Source organism: Natrinema sp. H-ect1 (assembly GCF_041821105.1).
Classification (GTDB): Archaea; Halobacteriota; Halobacteria; order Halobacteriales; family Natrialbaceae; genus Natrinema; species Natrinema thermotolerans.
The window spans coordinates 349,125-367,037 of record NZ_JBGUBA010000001.1 but is presented as its reverse complement, the minus strand read 5'-3'; the positions used below and the strand labels follow the sequence as shown (position 1 = coordinate 367,037).

The 17,913-nt window shown below is 67.0% G+C and carries 18 protein-coding genes; 9 read left to right on the top strand and 9 right to left on the bottom strand.

Annotated features, from left to right (window positions below; genetic code table 11):
- Positions 1-46: 46 nt before the first annotated feature.
- From ACERIM_RS01870 to ACERIM_RS01850, 5 genes are all read left to right on the top strand, one after another.
- Positions 47-958 (top strand): ABC transporter ATP-binding protein, encoded by a 912-nt coding sequence (locus tag ACERIM_RS01870; protein ID WP_373630940.1) that lies wholly within the window; start codon positions 47-49, stop codon positions 956-958.
- Positions 959-1,018: 60 nt separating this feature from the next.
- On the top strand, positions 1,019-2,449 hold the full coding sequence (gene sufB / locus ACERIM_RS01865) for a Fe-S cluster assembly protein SufB (protein WP_006181959.1): 1,431 nt from the start codon (positions 1,019-1,021) through the stop codon (positions 2,447-2,449).
- A 1-nt stretch (position 2,450) separates the two neighbouring features.
- Complete coding sequence (gene sufD / locus ACERIM_RS01860) at positions 2,451-3,665, top strand: Fe-S cluster assembly protein SufD (protein ID WP_373630938.1); 1,215 nt, start codon at positions 2,451-2,453, stop codon at positions 3,663-3,665.
- Between the two features lie 212 nt (positions 3,666-3,877).
- Positions 3,878-4,372 (top strand): rubrerythrin, encoded by a 495-nt coding sequence (locus tag ACERIM_RS01855; protein WP_049964597.1) that lies wholly within the window; start codon positions 3,878-3,880, stop codon positions 4,370-4,372.
- Positions 4,373-4,505: 133 nt separating this feature from the next.
- The gene (locus ACERIM_RS01850) at positions 4,506-4,940 is read left to right on the top strand and encodes a metal-dependent transcriptional regulator (RefSeq protein ID WP_006181956.1); all 435 of its coding nucleotides are present in this window, start codon (positions 4,506-4,508) and stop codon (positions 4,938-4,940) included.
- Positions 4,941-4,946: 6 nt separating this feature from the next.
- Here the strand turns inward: ACERIM_RS01850 and ACERIM_RS01845 are convergent, their stop codons facing one another.
- Positions 4,947-6,776 carry a phosphatidylserine/phosphatidylglycerophosphate/cardiolipin synthase family protein gene (locus ACERIM_RS01845; protein WP_373630937.1) on the bottom strand — a complete coding sequence of 610 codons (1,830 nt, stop codon included), beginning with the start codon at positions 6,774-6,776 and terminating at the stop codon, positions 4,947-4,949.
- A gap of 101 nt (positions 6,777-6,877) precedes the next feature.
- On the opposite strand from ACERIM_RS01845, the gene ACERIM_RS01840 reads away from it, so the two are divergent.
- Entirely contained in the window at positions 6,878-7,174 is a 297-nt protein-coding gene (locus tag ACERIM_RS01840) for a hypothetical protein (protein ID WP_373630935.1), read from the top strand.
- Positions 7,175-7,233: 59 nt separating this feature from the next.
- Here ACERIM_RS01840 and ACERIM_RS01835 read toward each other — a convergent pair whose 3' ends face one another.
- Both ACERIM_RS01835 and ACERIM_RS01830 read right to left on the bottom strand, forming a co-directional pair.
- The gene (locus ACERIM_RS01835; protein ID WP_373630934.1) at positions 7,234-8,577 is read right to left on the bottom strand and encodes a HEAT repeat domain-containing protein; all 1,344 of its coding nucleotides are present in this window, start codon (positions 8,575-8,577) and stop codon (positions 7,234-7,236) included.
- 66 nt (positions 8,578-8,643) lie between these two features.
- Positions 8,644-9,369 (bottom strand): protein sorting system archaetidylserine synthase, encoded by a 726-nt coding sequence (locus ACERIM_RS01830; protein WP_006649152.1) that lies wholly within the window; start codon positions 9,367-9,369, stop codon positions 8,644-8,646.
- Positions 9,370-9,506: 137 nt separating this feature from the next.
- Here ACERIM_RS01830 and ACERIM_RS01825 point away from each other — a divergent pair, with 137 nt between their 5' ends.
- Together ACERIM_RS01825 and ACERIM_RS01820 are read left to right on the top strand one after the other, a co-directional pair.
- Complete coding sequence (locus ACERIM_RS01825; RefSeq protein WP_006181951.1) at positions 9,507-9,944, top strand: plastocyanin/azurin family copper-binding protein; 438 nt, start codon at positions 9,507-9,509, stop codon at positions 9,942-9,944.
- A 77-nt stretch (positions 9,945-10,021) separates the two neighbouring features.
- Positions 10,022-10,327, top strand: coding sequence for a putative quinol monooxygenase (locus tag ACERIM_RS01820; RefSeq protein ID WP_373630933.1), 306 nt, complete (start codon positions 10,022-10,024; stop codon positions 10,325-10,327).
- A 173-nt stretch (positions 10,328-10,500) separates the two neighbouring features.
- On the opposite strand, the gene ACERIM_RS01815 is transcribed toward ACERIM_RS01820, so the two are convergent.
- From ACERIM_RS01815 to ACERIM_RS01790, 6 genes are all read right to left on the bottom strand, one after another.
- Positions 10,501-11,121, bottom strand: a complete 621-nt coding sequence (locus tag ACERIM_RS01815) for a 30S ribosomal protein S3ae (RefSeq protein ID WP_006181949.1) — start codon at positions 11,119-11,121, stop codon at positions 10,501-10,503.
- Positions 11,114-11,404, bottom strand: coding sequence for a KEOPS complex subunit Pcc1 (locus ACERIM_RS01810; RefSeq protein WP_049905626.1), 291 nt, complete (start codon positions 11,402-11,404; stop codon positions 11,114-11,116). Before ACERIM_RS01810 ends, ACERIM_RS01815 begins: the two co-directional genes overlap by 8 nt.
- Positions 11,401-12,615, bottom strand: a complete 1,215-nt coding sequence (locus ACERIM_RS01805) for an exonuclease (RefSeq protein ID WP_373630932.1) — start codon at positions 12,613-12,615, stop codon at positions 11,401-11,403. The genes ACERIM_RS01810 and ACERIM_RS01805 overlap by 4 nt, the downstream gene beginning before the upstream one ends.
- A 6-nt stretch (positions 12,616-12,621) precedes the next feature.
- The gene (locus ACERIM_RS01800; protein ID WP_006649149.1) at positions 12,622-13,095 is read right to left on the bottom strand and encodes a 30S ribosomal protein S15; all 474 of its coding nucleotides are present in this window, start codon (positions 13,093-13,095) and stop codon (positions 12,622-12,624) included.
- Positions 13,096-13,281: 186 nt separating this feature from the next.
- A complete protein-coding gene (locus ACERIM_RS01795; RefSeq protein WP_373630930.1) occupies positions 13,282-15,348 on the bottom strand; it encodes a type II secretion system F family protein in 2,067 nt (688 codons plus the stop codon).
- Positions 15,345-17,195 carry a type II/IV secretion system ATPase subunit gene (locus tag ACERIM_RS01790; RefSeq protein WP_373630929.1) on the bottom strand — a complete coding sequence of 617 codons (1,851 nt, stop codon included), beginning with the start codon at positions 17,193-17,195 and terminating at the stop codon, positions 15,345-15,347. The genes ACERIM_RS01795 and ACERIM_RS01790 overlap by 4 nt, the downstream gene beginning before the upstream one ends.
- Before the next feature lie 170 nt (positions 17,196-17,365).
- On the opposite strand from ACERIM_RS01790, the gene ACERIM_RS01785 reads away from it, so the two are divergent.
- The gene (locus tag ACERIM_RS01785) at positions 17,366-17,836 is read left to right on the top strand and encodes a DUF5793 family protein (RefSeq protein WP_006181943.1); all 471 of its coding nucleotides are present in this window, start codon (positions 17,366-17,368) and stop codon (positions 17,834-17,836) included.
- Positions 17,837-17,913 lie beyond the last annotated feature (77 nt).

Sequence of the window (17,913 nt, the reverse complement as noted above, 5' to 3'; positions counted from 1 at the left end):
AAACCGTTATCAGTCATACGGCCCACCGTTCGAGTGACAGAGTACTATGGCACGTCTCGAACTATCCAACCTGCACGCGGAAGTGGCGGAGGGCGACGAGCAGATTCTCGAGGGGGTCGACCTCGAGGTCCAGTCGGGCGAGATCCACGCCCTGATGGGCCCGAACGGCTCCGGGAAGTCGACGACCGCGAAGGTCATCGCCGGTCATCCCGCCTACGAGGTCACCGAGGGCGAGGTTCTCCTCCACCTCGAGGACGACGAGTTCGGCGAGGACATCGAGATCGACGAGGACCAGCGCACCTGGAACCTGCTCGATCTCGAACCCAACGAACGTGCCTCGCTCGGTATCTTCCTCGGCTTCCAGTACCCCGCCGAGATCGAGGGCGTCACGATGACGAACTTCCTCCGCACGGCGCTGAACGCCAAGATCGAAGAGCGCGAGGAACTCTTCGAGGACGAGGACGACGAGGACGAAGCGGAAGAGGACGACGAAGGCTTCGAGAACTCGCCGATGGAAGGCCCCGCGGACGAGGGCGAGGTCGGCGTCGCCGAGTTCCAGGGCATCCTCCAGGAGAAGATGGAGCAGCTGGAGATGGACGAGAAGTTCGCCCAGCGCTATCTCAACGCCGGCTTCTCCGGCGGCGAGAAGAAGCAAAACGAAGTGCTGCAGGCCGCCATCCTCGAGCCCTCGGTCGCCGTGCTGGACGAGATCGACTCCGGGCTCGACATCGACCGCCTGCAGGACGTCTCGGAGGGCATCAACGCCCTGCGCGACGAGCAGGGCACCGGCATCCTGCAGATCACCCACTACCAGCGCATCCTCGATTACGTCGAGCCCGATCACGTCCACGTGATGCTCGACGGCCAGATCGCCAAGAGCGGCGGTCCCGAACTCGCCGAGAAGCTCGAGGACAAGGGGTACGACTGGGTCCGCGAAGACGTCTACGGCACCGCGTAACCGGATTCGACTAGAACAACCGTAATAACGCTACAGCCGTAACCACAACTACATCAACCAATGAGTTCCGATCAAGACCACCTAAAAGAGACAGACACTGAGGCCCGGTTCGAGTTCAAGAAAGAGGAGAACTCCGCCGTCAGATCCGGCAAAGGTCTGACCGAAGAGGTCATCCGCATGATCTCCGAGGACAAGGACGAGCCCGACTGGATGCTCGAGCGGCGTCTCCGTGCGCTCGAGCAGTATCACAACATGCCGATGCCGTCCGACTGGCCCGGCATGCCCGACCTCTCCGAACTGGACGTCGAGGAGATCATCCCCTACATCCGACCGGACGTCGACAAACGCGAAGGCGTCGACGACTGGACGGAGCTGCCAGACGAGATTCAGGACACCTTCGACAAGCTCGGCATCCCGGAAGCGGAGAAGAACGCCCTCTCGGGCGTCGGTGCCCAGTACGAGTCCGAGGTCGTCTACCAGAACATGCAAGAGCAGTGGGAGGAGAAAGGCGTCATCTTCTGTAACATGGATGAGGCCGTCCGCGAACATCCCGAGCTCGTCAAAGAACACTTCATGACGACCTGCGTGCCCCCGAGCGACAACAAGTTCGCCGCCTTGCACGGGGCCGTCTGGTCCGGCGGGTCGTTCGTCTACGTCCCCGAGGACGTCACTGTCGAGATGCCGGTGCAGGCCTACTTCCGGATGAACTCGGAAGGGATGGGCCAGTTCGAACACACGCTCATCATCGCCGAGGAAGGCTCCGAGGTCCACTACATCGAAGGCTGTTCCGCGCCCAAGTACGGGACCCACAACCTCCACTCCGGCGGCGTCGAGGTCTTCGTCGGCGAAGACGCTCACGTTCAGTACTCGACCGTGCAGAACTGGTCGAAGAACACGTTTAACCTGAACACCAAGCGCGCCATCTGCGAGGAGAACGGGACGATGGAGTGGGTCTCGGGCAGCATGGGCTCGAAAGTGACCATGCTCTACCCGTGTACCATCCTCAAGGGTCGCGGCTCGACCGACACCCACATCACCATCGCCCTGGCGGGCGAGGGCCAGGACATCGACACCGGCGCGAAGGTCTACCACAACGCGCCCGAGACGAGTTCGACCATCGAGTCCAAGTCGATCTCCAAGGACGGCGGCCGCACCAACTACCGCGGCCTCGTCCACATCGCCGACGGCGCCGAGAACGCCTCGACCGCCGTCGAGTGCGACGCCCTGATGTTCGACAACGAGTCGACCTCGGACACCATGCCGTACATGGAGATCGAGGAGTCGAAGGTCGACGTCGCCCACGAGGCGACCGTCGGCAAGATCGGCGACGAGGACATCTTCTATCTGCAGTCCCGCGGGCTGGACGACGACGACGCCAAGAAGATGATCGTCGCCGGCTTCATCGAGCCGATCACGGAGGAACTGCCGATCGAGTACGCGGTCGAGCTCAACCGCCTCATCGAACTCGAGATGGAGGGGAGCCTCGGATAATATGAGTACGCAGGTACACGCCAATCTGACGGAAGAACAGGTACGCGAAATTTCGGGCGACCTCGACGAGCCCGACTGGCTCCTCGAGACGCGTCTCGAGGCGCTCGCGGCGCTCGAGGACCTCGAGATGCCCGACGTCATCCGGACGCCGGGTCGGGACTGGACGAACCTCCACGAACTCGACTTCGAGTCCCTCGTCGATCCGCTGAACGCGGCCGAGGACAAGGACCAGGTCGGCCCCGAGGAGGCCGAGGTCCTCTCGTGGGCCGACGCGGTCCAGGAACACGAGGACCTCCTGCAGGACCACTTCGGCAGCATCGTCGACCCCCAGGAGAACTACCTGACGGCGCTCTCCACGGCGCTGTTTAGCACCGGCACGGTCATCTACGTCCCCGAGGGCGTCGACGCCGAGGACGTCACCGTCCGGACCGAACAGAACTCCCGCTCGCTGTTTAACTACACGCTCGTCGTCACCGAGGAGTCGTCCTCGGTCACGATCCTCGAGCGCCAGTCCACCGGCGCCGAGCAGGACGAACAGTACTACAGCGGCATCGTCGAGGTCGCCGCCGGCGAGAACAGCTACGTCCAGTACGGCAGCCTCCAGAACCTCTCGGAGGAGGCCTACAACTTCACGCTCAAGCGCGGTGTCGCCGACACCTACGCCACGATCGACTGGATCGAGGGCAACCTCGGCACCCAGCTGACGAAGACGGAGGTCTCGACGGAGCTGCGCGGCGACTCCTCGGAGACGCAGATCGTCGGCGCCTTCTACGGCCACAACGACCAGCACTTCGACCTCGACGCGAAGGTCTGGCATCGTGCGGAACACACGACGGCCGACCTCGTGACCCGCGGCGTCACCGACGACGTCGCCCGCTCGGTCTACGAGGGCGTCCAAGACGTCGGCTCCGACGCGTGGGACACCAGCTCCTACCAGCGCGAGAACACGCTGATGCTCTCCGACGAGAGCGAGGCCGACGCCTCCCCGAAGCTGATCATCAACAACCACGACACCGAGGCCAGCCACTCCGCGACGGTCGGCCAGATCGATCAGGAGGACCTGTTCTACATGACCTCCCGCGGTGTCGACCCCCGCGCGGCCCGAAACATGCTCGTCGAGGGCTTCTTCGTGCCCGTTCTCGCGGAGATCGACGTCGACGAACTCCGCGAGGACCTCGAGAACCTGATCGGCACTCGTCTTCGCGAGCGAGAGTAGCGAGACTCGGAGCGGAGCGAGAGTCTCGAACGAACGGAGCGCTACGCGTTCCGTGAGTAAGCGAGCGAGTGAACGGCTCGTGGGATCAGAGATCCCACGGTGGCTCCGCCAGCGAGACTGAGCGCCGTCGCCGCCGCCCGATCGTCGTTTTGCCGCGTTTTCGACGTCCGCGCTCCGAGACGACTAAGTAACCACGGCTCCCTTGTCGTGATATGAGTCTGGGACAGCGTGTCTCGAGCGACCACCAGCTGACCCGATTGCTACAGATCGGGGTCGTGCTGGAGGAACTCGTCGAGTCACGCGCCGCCCACCACATCGAGTCGCTCCCGCCCGACGAGCGGGCGACGGTCGACGAGGAGGTGGAGGAGTTGCTCGCGGAGGCCGCCACGGAGTCGGCCGACCACCGCGAGCGACTCGAGGCGCTGATCGACGATCTCGAGGCCGAAACGGTCGGATACGAGGAGATAAACGCCTTAGTCGACGCCCAGTACGGACCGCCCGAGGACACGGACGGCGTCCTCTATGACCAGCTCGCAAACGAGGAGACCGCCTACAAGTTCTACGACGACCTGATCGAGGCGATCGAGGCCTCCGACTCCGAGTTCGCGGTCGACCGCGAGCGACTCCTCGAGACGCTATACGGCATCCGCGAGGAGGAAAAGGAGGGCGTCGAGGAAGTGACCGCAATTATGGAGCAGCGAGCATGATCGGGGCGATCGTCACCTCGACCGGGGCTGGAACGGCCACGGAGTCGGCGGCATCGTCCATGACGCGTATCGACGCCCGGCCGCGAGACTGCCGGCGAGGAACCGACGTGTCACACACCGACGGAGGGACGGCATGAACACTGCAGATCAATACCTCAAGGCGATCTATCTGGCCCAGCGCATCGAGGACGGGCCTGCATCGACCGGTACGCTCGCGGACCTGCTCGAGGTGAGCCCGGCCAGCGTCAACGAGATGATCGGCAAGCTCGAGGACCGCGAGCTAGTCGACCACGAGAAGTACAAGGGCGCGAGTCTGACCAACGAGGGGCTCGAGCGCGCCCACGACGCCCTCCAGACCTACTGTATCATCGAGCGGTTCCTCGCGAACGTCCTCGAGGTCGAGGAGTTCAAAGACGAGGCCCGCGCCCTAGAGAGCGTCATCGACGACACCGTCGCGGAGCGGCTCGATACGATCATCGACCGACCCGACCAGTGTCCCGACTGTTTCGACGCCGAGGAGGACTGCTGTGAGCTGCTCGAACTCGAGGCCAGCGGCCACGCCGACTGAGCCGGCTCAGTCCTCGTCGTTCGCGTCCGGCGTGACCGGGTCCACGGCTGACTCGTTCTCCACGGCCGACTCGTCCCCGAACCTGACATAGCGCCGGCCGACGACCGCGGCGACAGCAAGTGCAACCGCGACCGCGACGCCGGCACCGATCGGGAACGACCACGAGTCACCCGCCCAATCCGACTCGAAGACGGTCGCGTAGTAGTCGGCGACCGCCTCGCCGTGAAGCGCCACCAACACCTCCCGGTTGTTCTCGAGCGAGTTCGAATTCCAGTTGGCGCTGCCGACGACCGCCGTCTCGCCGTCGATCACGATCCCTTTCGCGTGTATCTTCTCGAAGCGGTCCGTGTCACCGACGAGTCGAACCTCGAGCGGCAATCCCTCTCGGTCCGCGATCCGCTCGAGATCCGCCGCCAGCGCCTCGTTTTCCGCGGCGTTGTACCGCGCCGAGCCGACCAGGATGCGGACATCGACCCCGCGACGGGCGGCCTCGAGCGTGGACGCGAGCAGCGAGACGTCGTCGGCGATCGACGGCTGGAGGACGAGGATTTCGTCGTCGGCGCTTGCGAGCAGGTCGTTCAGCCGGGCGTCGGCGTTGTCCGGTGCGAGCAGGAGTTCGGCCGACTCGACGGGCACCGGAGTCGGCTCGTGGGTCGTGGGATACTCGGGAGCCGACGAGGAGTAGACCGGCCCGTCATCGGTAAACGTCGTGTTCCTGCGATAGGCCGCGCCCGCGGTCGTGTCCCGGCCCGCGAAGTCAGCCCGGAAGACGGTCGCGAGATCGGCCGCGAGGGACGCCGACTCGAGGCGAATACCCCAGCCGCGATTGCTCTCGCCGCCGACACCGGACGGCTTCCAGTTCTCGGTGGTGACCAGCAGGCGGTCGTCGGCGACGGCGTACTTGGGGTGGTGATACCGGTATCGCGAGTCCTCGCCGCCGATGACGCGCACGTCGACGCCGCCGTCCGCCAGTGTCTCGAGGACACCCTCGGTCGCCGCGGGTGTTCCCCCGACCGGGCTGGCCTCGAGGAGGACCGCGACCTCGACGCCGCGATCGGCCGCGTCCACGAGGTCGGCAGCGATCGCCTCGGAGGTGACGGTGTAGCCGGCCAGCAGGAGTCGGTCGTCGGCGTTGCGGATCGTTTCCCGCGGGACCCCGGGACCGTCCGGGAGGACGAACGCCGTCGCGTCGTCGACGGCGGCCGTCGAAACGGGGAGACAGGTGGCGTCGCGGGGCCACCACTGGCCGTCGCTCCGGCGGTCCGCCTTGCCGCCGACCGGTCCCGTTCGATACCATTTTTCGGCGGTCGGTGCCCGGTCGTAGGAGACCGAGTCGACGGTCGCCGTCGCGTTTCGGAGCCGGAGATCGTCGCCGTCGGCTGCGAGCCGGAGTCGGCCCTCGAGTTCGCTGACGGGAACGTCGGTCAGCGTCTCCGTCACGTTGGGGGCCATCGAGAGGGCGATCCGTCCGGATACCGTCTCGTTCGGGAGCCGGGCCGTCGTGTGGCCGTCGGTCAGCGTCAGGTTCCCGAGTCGGGTGTCGGACGGCGTCTCGAGGACGACGAACTCGCCGACGTTCTCGTCGGTCGTCGGATTCGGATAGAGGCCGGCGATCCGCGGTTCGTCAGGCGTCTCCGTACTGGTGGAGCTCGTTTCGCCCGCTCGAGGCGGGCAGGCGAGGTCGGTTGCGTTCGTCGCCGGGAGCGTGGTCGCTCGAGCGGCGGCACGATCGGCTGCCGCCGGTTCGTTGGCGACGGCAAAGCCCGCCAGTAGCGCGGTGCTGACGACGAGCCCACAGACGACCGCGGCCGCGAGAGCGGCCCGTCGGGTATCCATCGCTCCGTCTGGCCGGCTGTTCGTACTTAAACTGTCGGGCGATCCGATCGGGTCGGCCCGGACGGTGTGACGTTAAAGGATCCCGTCCGATACTAGTACCCATGGATCGCGAGACGGCACCACCCTCTCGAGCGGAGATCGAAGCGCGAATCCAGCGGATCGGCAGGTACTCCCGGGCAGTGCGCCTCGGACTGGTGATCATTCTGAGCGCATTCCTGCTGGCCGTCGGTATCGTCCTCCCCGCCAACCTCGACAGTCCGTCACAGGCGGTCGAGTCGATACTCATGCCGCTGACGTTCGTCGGGCTGGGTACCATCCTGTACGGTATCGGGATGCATCTCCACCTGATGCATCTAAACCTCGTTCGGCAGTTACAGCCCGAACAGCGGGACGAGTAGCCGTCGGTTTCCGAGACGGTCCGTTCAGAACGCAGTGAGAGCTGTTCGTCGACGCTGCGTCAGGCCGCGGGCTCGAGGTCGGCGTTCTCGGCCTCGGCCTGGACGAGATAGGCCCGGTCGTCGCCGTAGTCGGCGACGATCTCGAGGGCCTCCTGCGTGCCGATGCGGTTGAGCGCCCACGCGGCGCTGGCCCGGACGCGGTCGGCCTCGTCGTCCGCGAGGACGTCCGCGAGCGGCTCGATGGCACGGGTGTCGCCGATCAGGCCGAGCGCGCGGGCGGCCCAGCTGCGGACGTCGGCTTCCTCGGCGACGAGTTGCTGGGCGATCGGCTCGACCGCGTCTTCGGCACCGATCTCGCCGAGGGCGCGGAAGGCGGGTTGCTGGAGGTTCGGATTGGAGTCGACGTAGTCGACCAGCGTCTCGACGACCTCCTCGTCGGCGACGCCGATCTTCCCGAGGATGCGCATGGCGGCCTTATCGCGGCGGTTGGCCTTCTGCAGCATTGCGTCGGTGGCCGGTTCCGCGCGTGATCCCATGCGCTCGAGCGACTCCATGCAGTGTTCTTCCATGAAATCGGAGTCGAAGGTCTCGAGGGCAAGCAGGATCATGTCGACGTTGCCCTGCTTCTCGTGGACCTTCAGCGCGTGCCACTCCGGCGGGAAGTCCTTGACGTGATCGAGGACGTCGTAGTAGCCCTCGCGGCGCAACTGTTCGCGGATCTCGAGGTCGGTCCACTCCGTCGCATCGTCGACGTCGCCCTCGAGATCGTCGGTGGCCGTGAGCAGGCCGGCGATCGTCTCGGCGTCGTCGTCGGCGTCGAGGCCGGCGTCCGCGACGGCGTCGGCCGCGTCGTCGAGGGTCGCATCGAGCTGTTCGGAGACGTCCTCGCCCTCGTTGACCAGCGTGACCGAACTCTCGAGCAAGCCGTTCAGTTCGTCGAGGAAGCCATCGACGGCTTCGATCAGCTCGGCGTTGCCCTCCTCGGTCCAGCGGGTGCCCGTGATCGTCCCGCTGACGCCCTCGATCTCGCTCACCACGTCCTCGCCGTAGGGACCGCGCTGGTCCTCGAGGTCGGACTCGAGATCCGAGAGATCGCTCTCGATGTCGTCGTACTGCTCCTGGAGTTCCTCTTCCGGGGCCGGCTCCTCGTCTTCCTCGTCCTCGTCGTCGGTTTCCGGCGGCTCCGGCACCTCGACGTTCTCGAGTTCCGCCCGGAACGACTCGAGGTCGGCCTCGACGACGTCTAGATCGTCTTCGGTCTCGGCCGACTCGAGGCTCGACTCGAGGGCCTCGAGGTCGGCGGCGAGTCCGTCGAGGCGCTCCCGGATCGCCTCGAGGTCTACGGGTTCTTGCTCGTCTGCCCCCGCTTCGGCCGCGTCGTCAGTTGCCTCGTCCTCGCTCATGGTTCCACCTCGGGACGACGCCGACGCGTGACGGTGTACATATCCTACGGTCGTGTCAGGACGGCCCTAAGCGTTTCCATGCACGTCGACCTCGCCGGTGCGTTCGGCGTCGCCCCAGTAGAACCAGGGGCTGAGTGTCATGTAGGCCAACCCGAGCGTCAGGAGGGCGTAGGGGAACGTCCGGCCGGCGAAGTCGGGGACGAGGATCGCGAGTGCGTGGACGATCCCCATGATGCCGGCGTCGCGGGCGAGCAGGTCGGGGTACTGGATCCGGGAGACCATCAGGTAACAGAACGCGCCGGTGACGCCGAGGACGAGCCACGGCTGGGTTTCGCCGGCGAGGATCGCCGCACCCAGCACGGTCGCAGCCAGTGTCGTCTGAACGCCCTCCGTGTAGCTCCCGGAGATGTCGTAGGCGGTGTACATCCCGAGCCGGGTGACGGCCATGGCGACGAACAGCGCACAGACGCCGGCCACCGCGAGCAGTTCCGGCGTGACCGTATCGAAATCGACCGCGAGGCCGTCGGTGACGACGGTAAAGGAGAGGACCGCGGGGGCGAGGGCGAAGGAGGCGACGTCGGCGAGCGAGTCGAGGTACGGCCCGGCCTCGGTGCCGCCGTAGCGGCGCGCGAGGATGCCGTCGAGCCCGTCCGCGATCGCCGCCAGGAGGATCAGTCGGGCGGCCAGCTCGATGTCGACGGCCGCGACGACGACGGCGACGAAACCCAGGGCGGCGTTCGCGATCGTCACCGCGTCGGCGACACCGAGTCGACCGACGAACCGGGGGAGCATATCGCCGAGTCGGCGGGGCGTTCCCTTACGTGTTTTCGTTTCCACGGGTCGGCCGTCCTCGAGTCGGGGCGGAGGCTACTCCTACGGACCGGGAATCGAACCGGGGTGATTATACCGGGAGTCCCCTAAGCGCCCGTATGAACCGGCGCGCCTATCTCGCTACCGTCGGCACTGCCACCGCTGTCGGACTGGCCGGCTGTTCGTCCGCGCTCAGCGTGTTCGACGACGATTCCTGTACCGGCGAGGACTGTCATATCGGCATGACTCGGACCGAGTTCCGGCCCGAATCCTACGAGGTCTCCGTCGGCGAGACGGTCGTCTGGAAGAACACGAGCGAGGCCTATCACACCGTGACCGCCTTCGAGTCGAGCATTCCCGACGGGGCCGACTACTTCGCCACCGGCGGGTTCGAGGACCAGGCGACGGCCTACGAGGCCTGGCACGAGGACCAGGGCGGTCGCCTCTCCTCCCGCGAGACGTTCGAACACACCTTCGAGGTCCCCGGCACCTACGACTACGTCTGTATTCCCCACGAGCGAGCGGAGATGCTCGGCGAAATCGTCGTCACCGAGTGAGCCGCGGACCGAAAACGGGGTCCCGCCTTGCCCGTGTGCCTACCTTTATCACGCCTCGCCCGCACCGTGTGCCCGGCATGATCGTTATCCACGCGAGTTTCCCGATCGATCCCGACCGCCGCGAGGAAGCCCTCGAGCTGATCGCGGACCTCGTCGACGAATCGCAGGCCGAAGACGGCATCCTCGACTACCGAGCCACGACCGATATCGCCGAGCCGAACGTCGTCCGCTTCTTCGAGCGCTACGAGGACGAAGCGGCCGTCGGCGCACACGCCCGGAGCGACCACTACCAGGAGTTCGAGGCCACGCTGCCGGAACTGCTCGCCGGCGAGCCCGAGGTCACCCGGTTCGACGTCGACTCGGCCGAGGACGTCAAACTGTAGCGGCCAGCGACTCGCTCGCTCGATCGGTGACCACCTCGAGCGAAGCGGCGGCGCGTCCTACCGGTGACGACGGCGGTTCAGCCGATCGAGGAGAGCGGTGGCTCACGGTTCAGGTCGTCGTCAAAATACGAAATGTCGGTTGGGAGAGCGATGACGAGCCGCGCCGATCGCGGTCAGTCCTCGACGTCGACCGCGGTCGCTTCCTCTTCGGCGACTTCCTCGGGGTGGGCCTCGAGGGTGGTCTTCTGGATCTCGACGCGTCGCAGCGGGTAGATCGTCTTGGCCTCGCCGTAGATGGCGGAGGAGAGACGACCCTCGACGACGCTGTCGACGAGTTCCTCGAAGGAGCGCTCCTCGGCGGCCTCCTCGATCATCTCGACCATCTGCTCGCGGATGGCCTTCTCCTGGCTCGCGTCGGCCTTCTTCGTCGTGAAGGCGACGGGCTGGATCTGGACGCGGTAGTCGTCCGTCGTGAGGACGGTGACGTAGGCCTCGATCTTGGAGGCACCGCGGCGGACGAGCGAGCGCAGGTAGTCCCGCGTCAGCGAGTGCTCGACGAACTCGGTGTAGGCCGAGTCGCTGCCGACGTCCGTGATCTTGAAGGTCAGCTTCGTGTTGTTCTCGCTGGCGTTGTTGTTGAGGTCGCCAAGCGTCGTTTCGATGGTTCGGTCGTAGACTTTCTCCGGTTCGTCAGCGGGGGTTTCGCCGAGTTCCTGGCGGTCGAACTGTTCGGGTGCCAGGACGGTGTACCACCGCTTCTCCTGTTTCGCGCGTGAAACTGATCGTTCACTCATTGTGTGTTGTATCGGTGTCGTGGTCGGACACAGGTCCCGTGTCCGTCGGTCGGTCGTCCTGTTCGGTTCGTGTCGTCGACGCGACGTCGATCGCGACGGCGAGGTTGACGACGTAGTCGTCGACCGTCGACTGCAGGCCGCTCGTCGTCCCGCGGTCGATCCGCGTGACGACCGTGCCGTCGTCGACCGTCGTCGCCATCTCGTCGGTGTTGTCCGGCTCGAGCGCCCGTGCGACCAGCGCTGCGTCGTCGTGGGTCGTCCGGATCGTCGCTCGCCGGCTCATAGCAGTTCCCTCGCTGTCGTGACGATCGTCTCGTCCTCGAGTCCGGGGTCGAAGCGCAGGTAGCCGCGGCGATGGCCGACGTCGTACTCGACGCCGCCATCGGCGTCGGGCTCCGCCGTGTCGGTCGCCGGGACCGCATCCGCGAGGTCCCGCGCGATCGCCTCGAGCGCCGCGCCGAGGGCGTCGGCGTCGCGGGTCGCGATCGCAGCCTCGTCCTCGCCGAGTGCGAGGGCGGCCGGCTCCGGCGACCGGTAGTCGACCGCGAGCCGCGCGACCGTCTCGACGGGGGCGTCGTCGACGTCGACGACGACCAGCCCGTCGTAGCGGTCGATCGAGGCGTCGGCAAGCGCCGCGTGGGCGCGGCGGCCGTGATCGCGCCAGCCCTCGAGCGCCCGTTCGCGGACGTCGTGGCCGAGCGCGAGCGCCGTTGCGGTACCCGGCTCGGTCCGGGAAAGCGCCGCGAGGACGTCGGCGAAGCCGCCGAGCGTCGCGACGGCGGCCTCGGGCGTGGCATAGGGCCGGAGCGCCCGGCCGACCGCCTCGGCGGCGGCGTCGGTCGCCGCGTCGGCACCGACGGTATCGAGCGCGACCAACGATCCGATCGCGCGGCGATCATCCGCCTCGAGCGCATCGGGATCGGCGGCGACATCGGCGAGCGCCTCGCGTGTCGCCTCGGGATCGCCGGACCACGGCGCGTGAAGCCGCGTCGAGTGGGCGAGCCCGTCGACCGGGTCGGCGGTCGGCACCGCGATGCCGGGTCGGCGGTCGACGAGGCCGCGCTCGAGTGCGCTCTCGAGGAGCCACTCGCTTTCGCCCGCGCCGGGGTCGCCGCCGGCGGCGACGACGCCGGCCAGCGCGAGGACCGGGTCCGGCGTCGTGCCGAGGTCGCGGACGAGATCGACGGCCTCGAGCGCCGCGGGTCGGTCGGTCGCCGGCAGCCGGATCGGTTCGTCGGCGGTCGCGTCGGCGGTGCCGACGACGACCGTGGCGTCGCCGTCGGCGGTCGGCGCGCGCATGCGCCGTGCCCGCTCGGCGATCGTCCGGCCGACGGTGATCTGATACGGCGTATCACGGTCGGCAAGCGCCCTCGCGAGGAGGGCGCTGGCGGCGATGGCGTCGCCGTCGGCCCGCGCGATCAGCCGGACGAAGCCGGCGCTCTCGAGCGCGGTCGTGGCGGACGACGACGGTGCGGATCGACCCTCGGTTGCCATGTGGCGTTACTCGGCGTCTCCGATGAGTTCCTTCGCGAGTTCGGGCGTGTACGTGAAGTCCGGCTCGAGTTCGTCGCCGCGGTAGTAGTCGGCCAGGCGACGGACCTTCGCTTCGGTGTTCTGCAGAGCGCGTTTGTTCTGGTGGTCCTGCTGGTTCTGCTGGACGTGTTCGCGCAGGCGCACCGCACGCTCCATCAGGTTCCAGAGGTCCTCGGGGATGTCCGCTCGCGCGTCGTTCTCCTCGAGGATCTCGGTGATTTTCTTCCCGGTCGCCAGCTTGACGTCCGGGATCGGGGTGCCGGTGACGCCCTCGTCACGCAGCTTCATCCCGATCTGGCTGGGGTCGTGACCCTGTTCTGCCAGTTCGACGACCCGCGATTCGATCTCTTCGGGGTCGACGTCGCTCCACTCCGGTGGTTCGTCTGCCGAGGGCTTGTCCGAACCGGACGAGCCGCGTCGGCGGGTGTGCATTCGTGCCATTGTTGAGGATAGGAATCGCACTGACCGCTGCGTTGTACTGCCGTTGGCAGTACTGCTCTCGTCTGCACTTCCGCAATCCCAAGCCGCCCCAAAGAGCGGGCGACGGAGTCGGATTTGCGGCCGTGCGCTTCCCACTACCGCTTCCGCCGTCGAGGACTAAAGGGTTTCTCATCGCCGGTCAGCGCCCTACAGGACGACCGTGAAGAGTCCGATGGCGAGCGCGAGCATGATCGCGGCGTGTTTCGCGCCGGCGCTGACGTCGCCGGTACTCAACTGGCCGGCGATCAGGCCCGACAGCAGTCCCTGCACCAGCGTCGCGTGGTAAAACAACGTCGCGTAGGCGTCGGCGTCGCCCTCCGAGAGGCCGCCCAGTTCGGTCGTGCCGGTCCCCGAGGCGAGTTCCGCCCCCTCGGCCGGGAGGTTCGGCAGGAGATAGCCCGACAGCACGCCGATGATAAACAGAAAGACCAGAAAGGAGACGTAGACGACGACCACGTACTCGATCATTGCCTGTCTGCGTTCGCGCTCGAGTCGGCGGTCGGCGGCGGCCCCGCGTGCGGCGATACGGAGCGTCGTTCCGAGGTTGCCGCTGGCCGCCATCGATTCGGTCAGCAGCGTCACGATCCGGGAGACCGACCGGGTGCCGACGCGACCCTCGAACCGGCGGAGCGCGGTCTGAAGGTCCGCACCCCACTCGACGTCGGCCCAGACGCGGTCGAGTTCGTCGCCGAGCGGCCCGAGTTCGGAGTCCCGGACGCGGTCGATCGCCGAGACGATCGAGGAGCCGGCTTCGTTGGCGCTGGCGAGTCGATCGAGCAGGTCCGGCACCGCGGCCTCGATCGCCGAGAGCCGGCGCCGCCGGACCTCCTCGGCGACCGCGAAGACGCCGATCGCGAACAGCGCCCCGACCGCGATGGTGTCGTCGACCGCGGTCACTGTGATCTCGCCCGCGAGGGGCGAGTGGCGACCGACGAACGCCGCGAGGACGAGGGGAACGGTAATCACGACCGTCAGCGACGGCCGTCCGACGAGCGTTCGGAGTGGCTGCCCGAGCCGCTCACGAAGGCCACGGAGCCGCCGGTAGTACCGAACGCGCTCGACGTTGGGATGCGGCCGCGCCCCCGGCAGATCGGGGGCGCGTTCGGTCGGGACGGCGTCGACCGAGGGGGGATCGAGGGCCTGTTCACCTCCGCTGGCGTCACGGCCCGGCGTGAGGTCGTCGGTCACCGTACTCAGGTAAACGACGAACCCGAGGTTTGCAAGCGGCAGGAACAGGTAGACGAGGAGCTGCAACTGGCCGAACGTCTCGCCCGCGGCGATCCCGATGACCACGAGGATGGTGATCAGAAAGAGCGGCCCGGCGACCAGCACCGTGACGTAGGCTTCGGCAAGCGTCGCGAGCAGCCCGAGTGCGCTCTCTTGCTGGGACTCGGCCTCCTCTCGGTAGTCTCGATACTGGCGCTCGAGGAACGTCGAGAGGGGCTGTCCGCTCCGGAGGACGCCGACGAGGTTCTCGGTAAACTCCCGGAACTGGGGGCTCGGCGAGCGCCGCCCCATCGTCTCGAGGGCAGTGATCACGTCGGTACCGAACGTGTCCATCTCCCTGACCGCGACCGAGAACTCGGCGGCGACCTCGCCGTAGGTGTCCTCCTGGTCGGCGAGGACCCGGACCGCGTCGGGGACGGCCATCCCGCTCTTCGAGAGGGCATAGAGGAAGGCGACGGCCGCGGGCAGACTCGCCTCGATTCGGCGGGCACGGCCGTCCGCGAGGTAGCCCGGATACCACCACCGAAACCAGTAGGTCCCCGCGCCGGCGACGGCCCCGACGGTCACCGCCGAGCCGAGCAAGAGCGCGGCGAGTTCGATCGCGGACAGCGACGGGATGCCGGCCAGCCCCGCGAGGAACTCGAGGGGGCCCGGGACCGCCGCCCGGATGGTCTCGGGATCGATCGCGAGCAGCGACAGCAGTCCCCAGCCGGCGTAGATCCCGAGGACGGCACCGACGACGGTAGCGATCGCGGCGTACAGCAGCGTCGTCGCCCCGTACTCGCGATCAGTCGTCGGGAGCTGGGCGGCCTGCAGGGCCGCCCGCCGGTCCGGTCGCTCGCTGCGAAACAGATCGACGTGGGACCCGAAGCAGCGGTTCGCGATCCGGGCGAGAACGCGATCGACCCGGGCGACGTATCTCGCCGCCGCGATCGGGACGAGACACGCCAGCGCGAGCGCCAGCGGGAGGAGGGGAACCAGTCTCATCGGTCCCGAGGGACGTCCGGTCCCCCGCTCGAGTCCGCAGCGTCGGAGTCGGCGGCCGGAACACTCTCGTCCGCGAGCCCGTCCTCGCCTCCGGTTCGGTTCTCGTCCCCGTACCCCTCGTCGGCCCCGTCTTCGGCCTCGAGTCGGCTCTCGACCCCGATCCGCTCGAGGACACTCGCCGTGTCGCTGTAGTACTCGTTGACCATGGCGGTGAACCGCCGGTAGTCGCTGATCCCGTTCTCGCGGAGGTACTCGAGGAACTGCTTGCGGTTCTCGAGTTCGGTGAGCAACTCCGTCTGGCTCCAGCCACGCTCGTCGCGGATCTCCGAGAGGACGCGGCTATTGGCGCTCCGAAAGCTGTCGCTCTCGCTGTCCCAGCGGTAGGCCGTCGAGTAGTCGAGTTCGCCAGTACGCTGGTCGACGCCCTCGATCTCGGCGAGGACCTTGTTGCGGCGTACGCGCCCGTCTCCGGCCCGGGTCAGTGTCTGGACCGAGAGGATATCGAGACTCTGGACCATCGATCGGGGAACGTTGATCGGCTCGCTCTCGAGGCGGTTGATCGCCGTCTGGACCGAGTCGGCGTGCATCGTCGAGTAGGTCGTGTGGCCGGTGTTCATGGCTTGGAAGAGCGTCATCGCCTCCTCGCCGCGGACCTCGCCGACGACGATGTACTCCGGGCGGTGACGCAGCGCCGATCGCAGCAGATCGTACATCGTCACGTCGGTCCCCTCGTGGACCCGCTCGCGGGTGATCGCGGAGAGCCAGTTATCGTGAGAGAGCTGCAGTTCGCGGGTGTCCTCGATCGTCACCACCTTCGACCGGGGCGGGACGAACATCGAGACGGCGTTCATGCTCGTCGTCTTCCCCGAGGCGGTCCCGCCCGCGAAGATCAGACTCTTGTTGTGTTCGATCGCCAGCCAGAGGTAGGCCAACTGTTCGACGCCGAAGGTTCCGTACTCGAGCAGGTCGATCGGGGTAAACGGCTCGTCGGCGTACTTGCGGATGGTAAAGGCCGAGCCGCGGGGAGTAACCTCCTCGCCGAGCGCGAGTTCGGCCCGCGAGCCGTCCGGCAGGGTCGTCTCGACCATCGGATCGCCGATCGAGATGTGTCGCCCCGAGTGTTGGGCGAGTCCAACGACGAACCGATCGAGCGCGTCCGCCTCGAACGAGACGTCGGTCTCGATGTCGGTGTACTCGTCGTGATAGACGAAGATCGGCAGCTCGTAGCCGTCACAGGAGACGTCCTCGACGTGGGGGTCGTGCATGATCGGCGCGAGCCGGCCGTAGCCCCGGAAATCCCGGTAGAGATAGTAAAACAGGCGATAGAACGTCGTGGTGTCGACCGCGGCACCGTAGCGCTCGAGGTACTCACGGACCGTCTCCCGGAGCAAGGACTCGACGTCGTCGCCGTCCTCGGCGCGATACAGGAGCGGATCGCGGACGTCCTCGAACAGCGTCTCGAGCAGGACCGCTTCGTCATCGCGCAGCCGCGGTTCGACGGGCCGGTAGCGGTGTTCGTTGGCCTCGTGATCGTAGCCGATCGTGACGTACGAGAAGGGGGCGTCGACCCAGTAGCGTTCGATCACCTCGAGGTCACCGGGGTCGTCGAGTTCGACGAGCGGCCCGTGCGTGTCCGGCTCGTAGTCGCCGACGTCGACGGTCGACCCACGGAGCGTCTCGACGACCCGTCGGACGACCCGCCGCACGGTCTCGATCGTCGAGTCCTCGGCGTCGCCGCCCGCGGCCGGCTCCGTGATCTCCTCGACGGCCCCGTCGGCTGCGCTATCGGTCGCGCCCGCGACCGCCGGCTCGTTGTCGGCTCGAGGAGTCGTGTCCCGCTGGTCCATGTTCAGGGCTCCGTGACAGTCCGGACGCGACCGGCATAAATGAGGCGGCCGTTTCGATTACCGATCGACGTAGCGCGTGCGGCGGCGAGGCGACGTGCGTCGACCCCTCGTATGAACGGGTTGCTGTGCGTTACGTTCATACCGTGGGAGTCCGAACTACCGCGTACGGAATGAGGCGCGAGCACTTCACGCTAGACGTCACGCACATCGACTGGGTCGAAACCGACGGCGAACCACGAAAGCCATCGGTATCGATCGACTTCACCGGCCCGGCGACGATGCTTCGCGAGCGCCTGACTGGCCCCGACGGCGACGTTCTCGACGCGAGCGAGACCGACGTCGCACTCCGGCTCCAGGGGCCGCTCGGGGACGACACTCAGGGAGTCGTGAGCGTGACCAACCGGGTCACCGGCGAGTTCATTCTCGAACTCAACGAGGACGCCGACGACGTCCTGCAGTTCATCCGCGCGGCCCGGGGCTACGGCGAGGCGGCCGCCGAGGACGACGGCCGCTACGAGGTCACGATCACGCTCGACGGCGACCAGTTCGTCAGCTACGACAAGGGAACATTTCTGGTCTACGACGACGACGGGAGCCTGCTTCGCCAGCACAGCCTGATCCCGAGCGGCGTCGAACTCTAGGCTCCCAGCGCTCGGGAGCCGACCGGCAGTTATAAGTATTTTAGGGCCGCCTAAAGGGAATGTACGCCGGCAGACGC

What these genes read in the sequence shown, in the direction of transcription:
- ACERIM_RS01820 (WP_373630933.1), top strand. Translation starts at nt 10,022, where the DNA reads ATGATCGTTATCCACGCGAGTTTCCCGATCGATCCCGACCGCCGCGAG.
- ACERIM_RS01805 (WP_373630932.1), bottom strand. Translation starts at nt 12,615, where the DNA reads ATGGCAACCGAGGGTCGATCCGCACCGTCGTCGTCCGCCACGACCGCG.
- sufD (WP_373630938.1), top strand. Translation starts at nt 2,451, where the DNA reads ATGAGTACGCAGGTACACGCCAATCTGACGGAAGAACAGGTACGCGAA.
- ACERIM_RS01815 (WP_006181949.1), bottom strand. Translation starts at nt 11,121, where the DNA reads ATGAGTGAACGATCAGTTTCACGCGCGAAACAGGAGAAGCGGTGGTAC.
- ACERIM_RS01810 (WP_049905626.1), bottom strand. Translation starts at nt 11,404, where the DNA reads ATGAGCCGGCGAGCGACGATCCGGACGACCCACGACGACGCAGCGCTG.
- ACERIM_RS01855 (WP_049964597.1), top strand. Translation starts at nt 3,878, where the DNA reads ATGAGTCTGGGACAGCGTGTCTCGAGCGACCACCAGCTGACCCGATTG.
- ACERIM_RS01795 (WP_373630930.1), bottom strand. Translation starts at nt 15,348, where the DNA reads ATGAGACTGGTTCCCCTCCTCCCGCTGGCGCTCGCGCTGGCGTGTCTC.
- ACERIM_RS01840 (WP_373630935.1), top strand. Translation starts at nt 6,878, where the DNA reads ATGGATCGCGAGACGGCACCACCCTCTCGAGCGGAGATCGAAGCGCGA.
- ACERIM_RS01790 (WP_373630929.1), bottom strand. Translation starts at nt 17,195, where the DNA reads ATGGACCAGCGGGACACGACTCCTCGAGCCGACAACGAGCCGGCGGTC.
- ACERIM_RS01845 (WP_373630937.1), bottom strand. Translation starts at nt 6,776, where the DNA reads ATGGATACCCGACGGGCCGCTCTCGCGGCCGCGGTCGTCTGTGGGCTC.
- ACERIM_RS01850 (WP_006181956.1), top strand. Translation starts at nt 4,506, where the DNA reads ATGAACACTGCAGATCAATACCTCAAGGCGATCTATCTGGCCCAGCGC.
- sufB (WP_006181959.1), top strand. Translation starts at nt 1,019, where the DNA reads ATGAGTTCCGATCAAGACCACCTAAAAGAGACAGACACTGAGGCCCGG.
- ACERIM_RS01835 (WP_373630934.1), bottom strand. Translation starts at nt 8,577, where the DNA reads ATGAGCGAGGACGAGGCAACTGACGACGCGGCCGAAGCGGGGGCAGAC.
- ACERIM_RS01785 (WP_006181943.1), top strand. Translation starts at nt 17,366, where the DNA reads ATGAGGCGCGAGCACTTCACGCTAGACGTCACGCACATCGACTGGGTC.
- ACERIM_RS01825 (WP_006181951.1), top strand. Translation starts at nt 9,507, where the DNA reads ATGAACCGGCGCGCCTATCTCGCTACCGTCGGCACTGCCACCGCTGTC.
- ACERIM_RS01870 (WP_373630940.1), top strand. Translation starts at nt 47, where the DNA reads ATGGCACGTCTCGAACTATCCAACCTGCACGCGGAAGTGGCGGAGGGC.
- ACERIM_RS01830 (WP_006649152.1), bottom strand. Translation starts at nt 9,369, where the DNA reads ATGCTCCCCCGGTTCGTCGGTCGACTCGGTGTCGCCGACGCGGTGACG.
- ACERIM_RS01800 (WP_006649149.1), bottom strand. Translation starts at nt 13,095, where the DNA reads ATGGCACGAATGCACACCCGCCGACGCGGCTCGTCCGGTTCGGACAAG.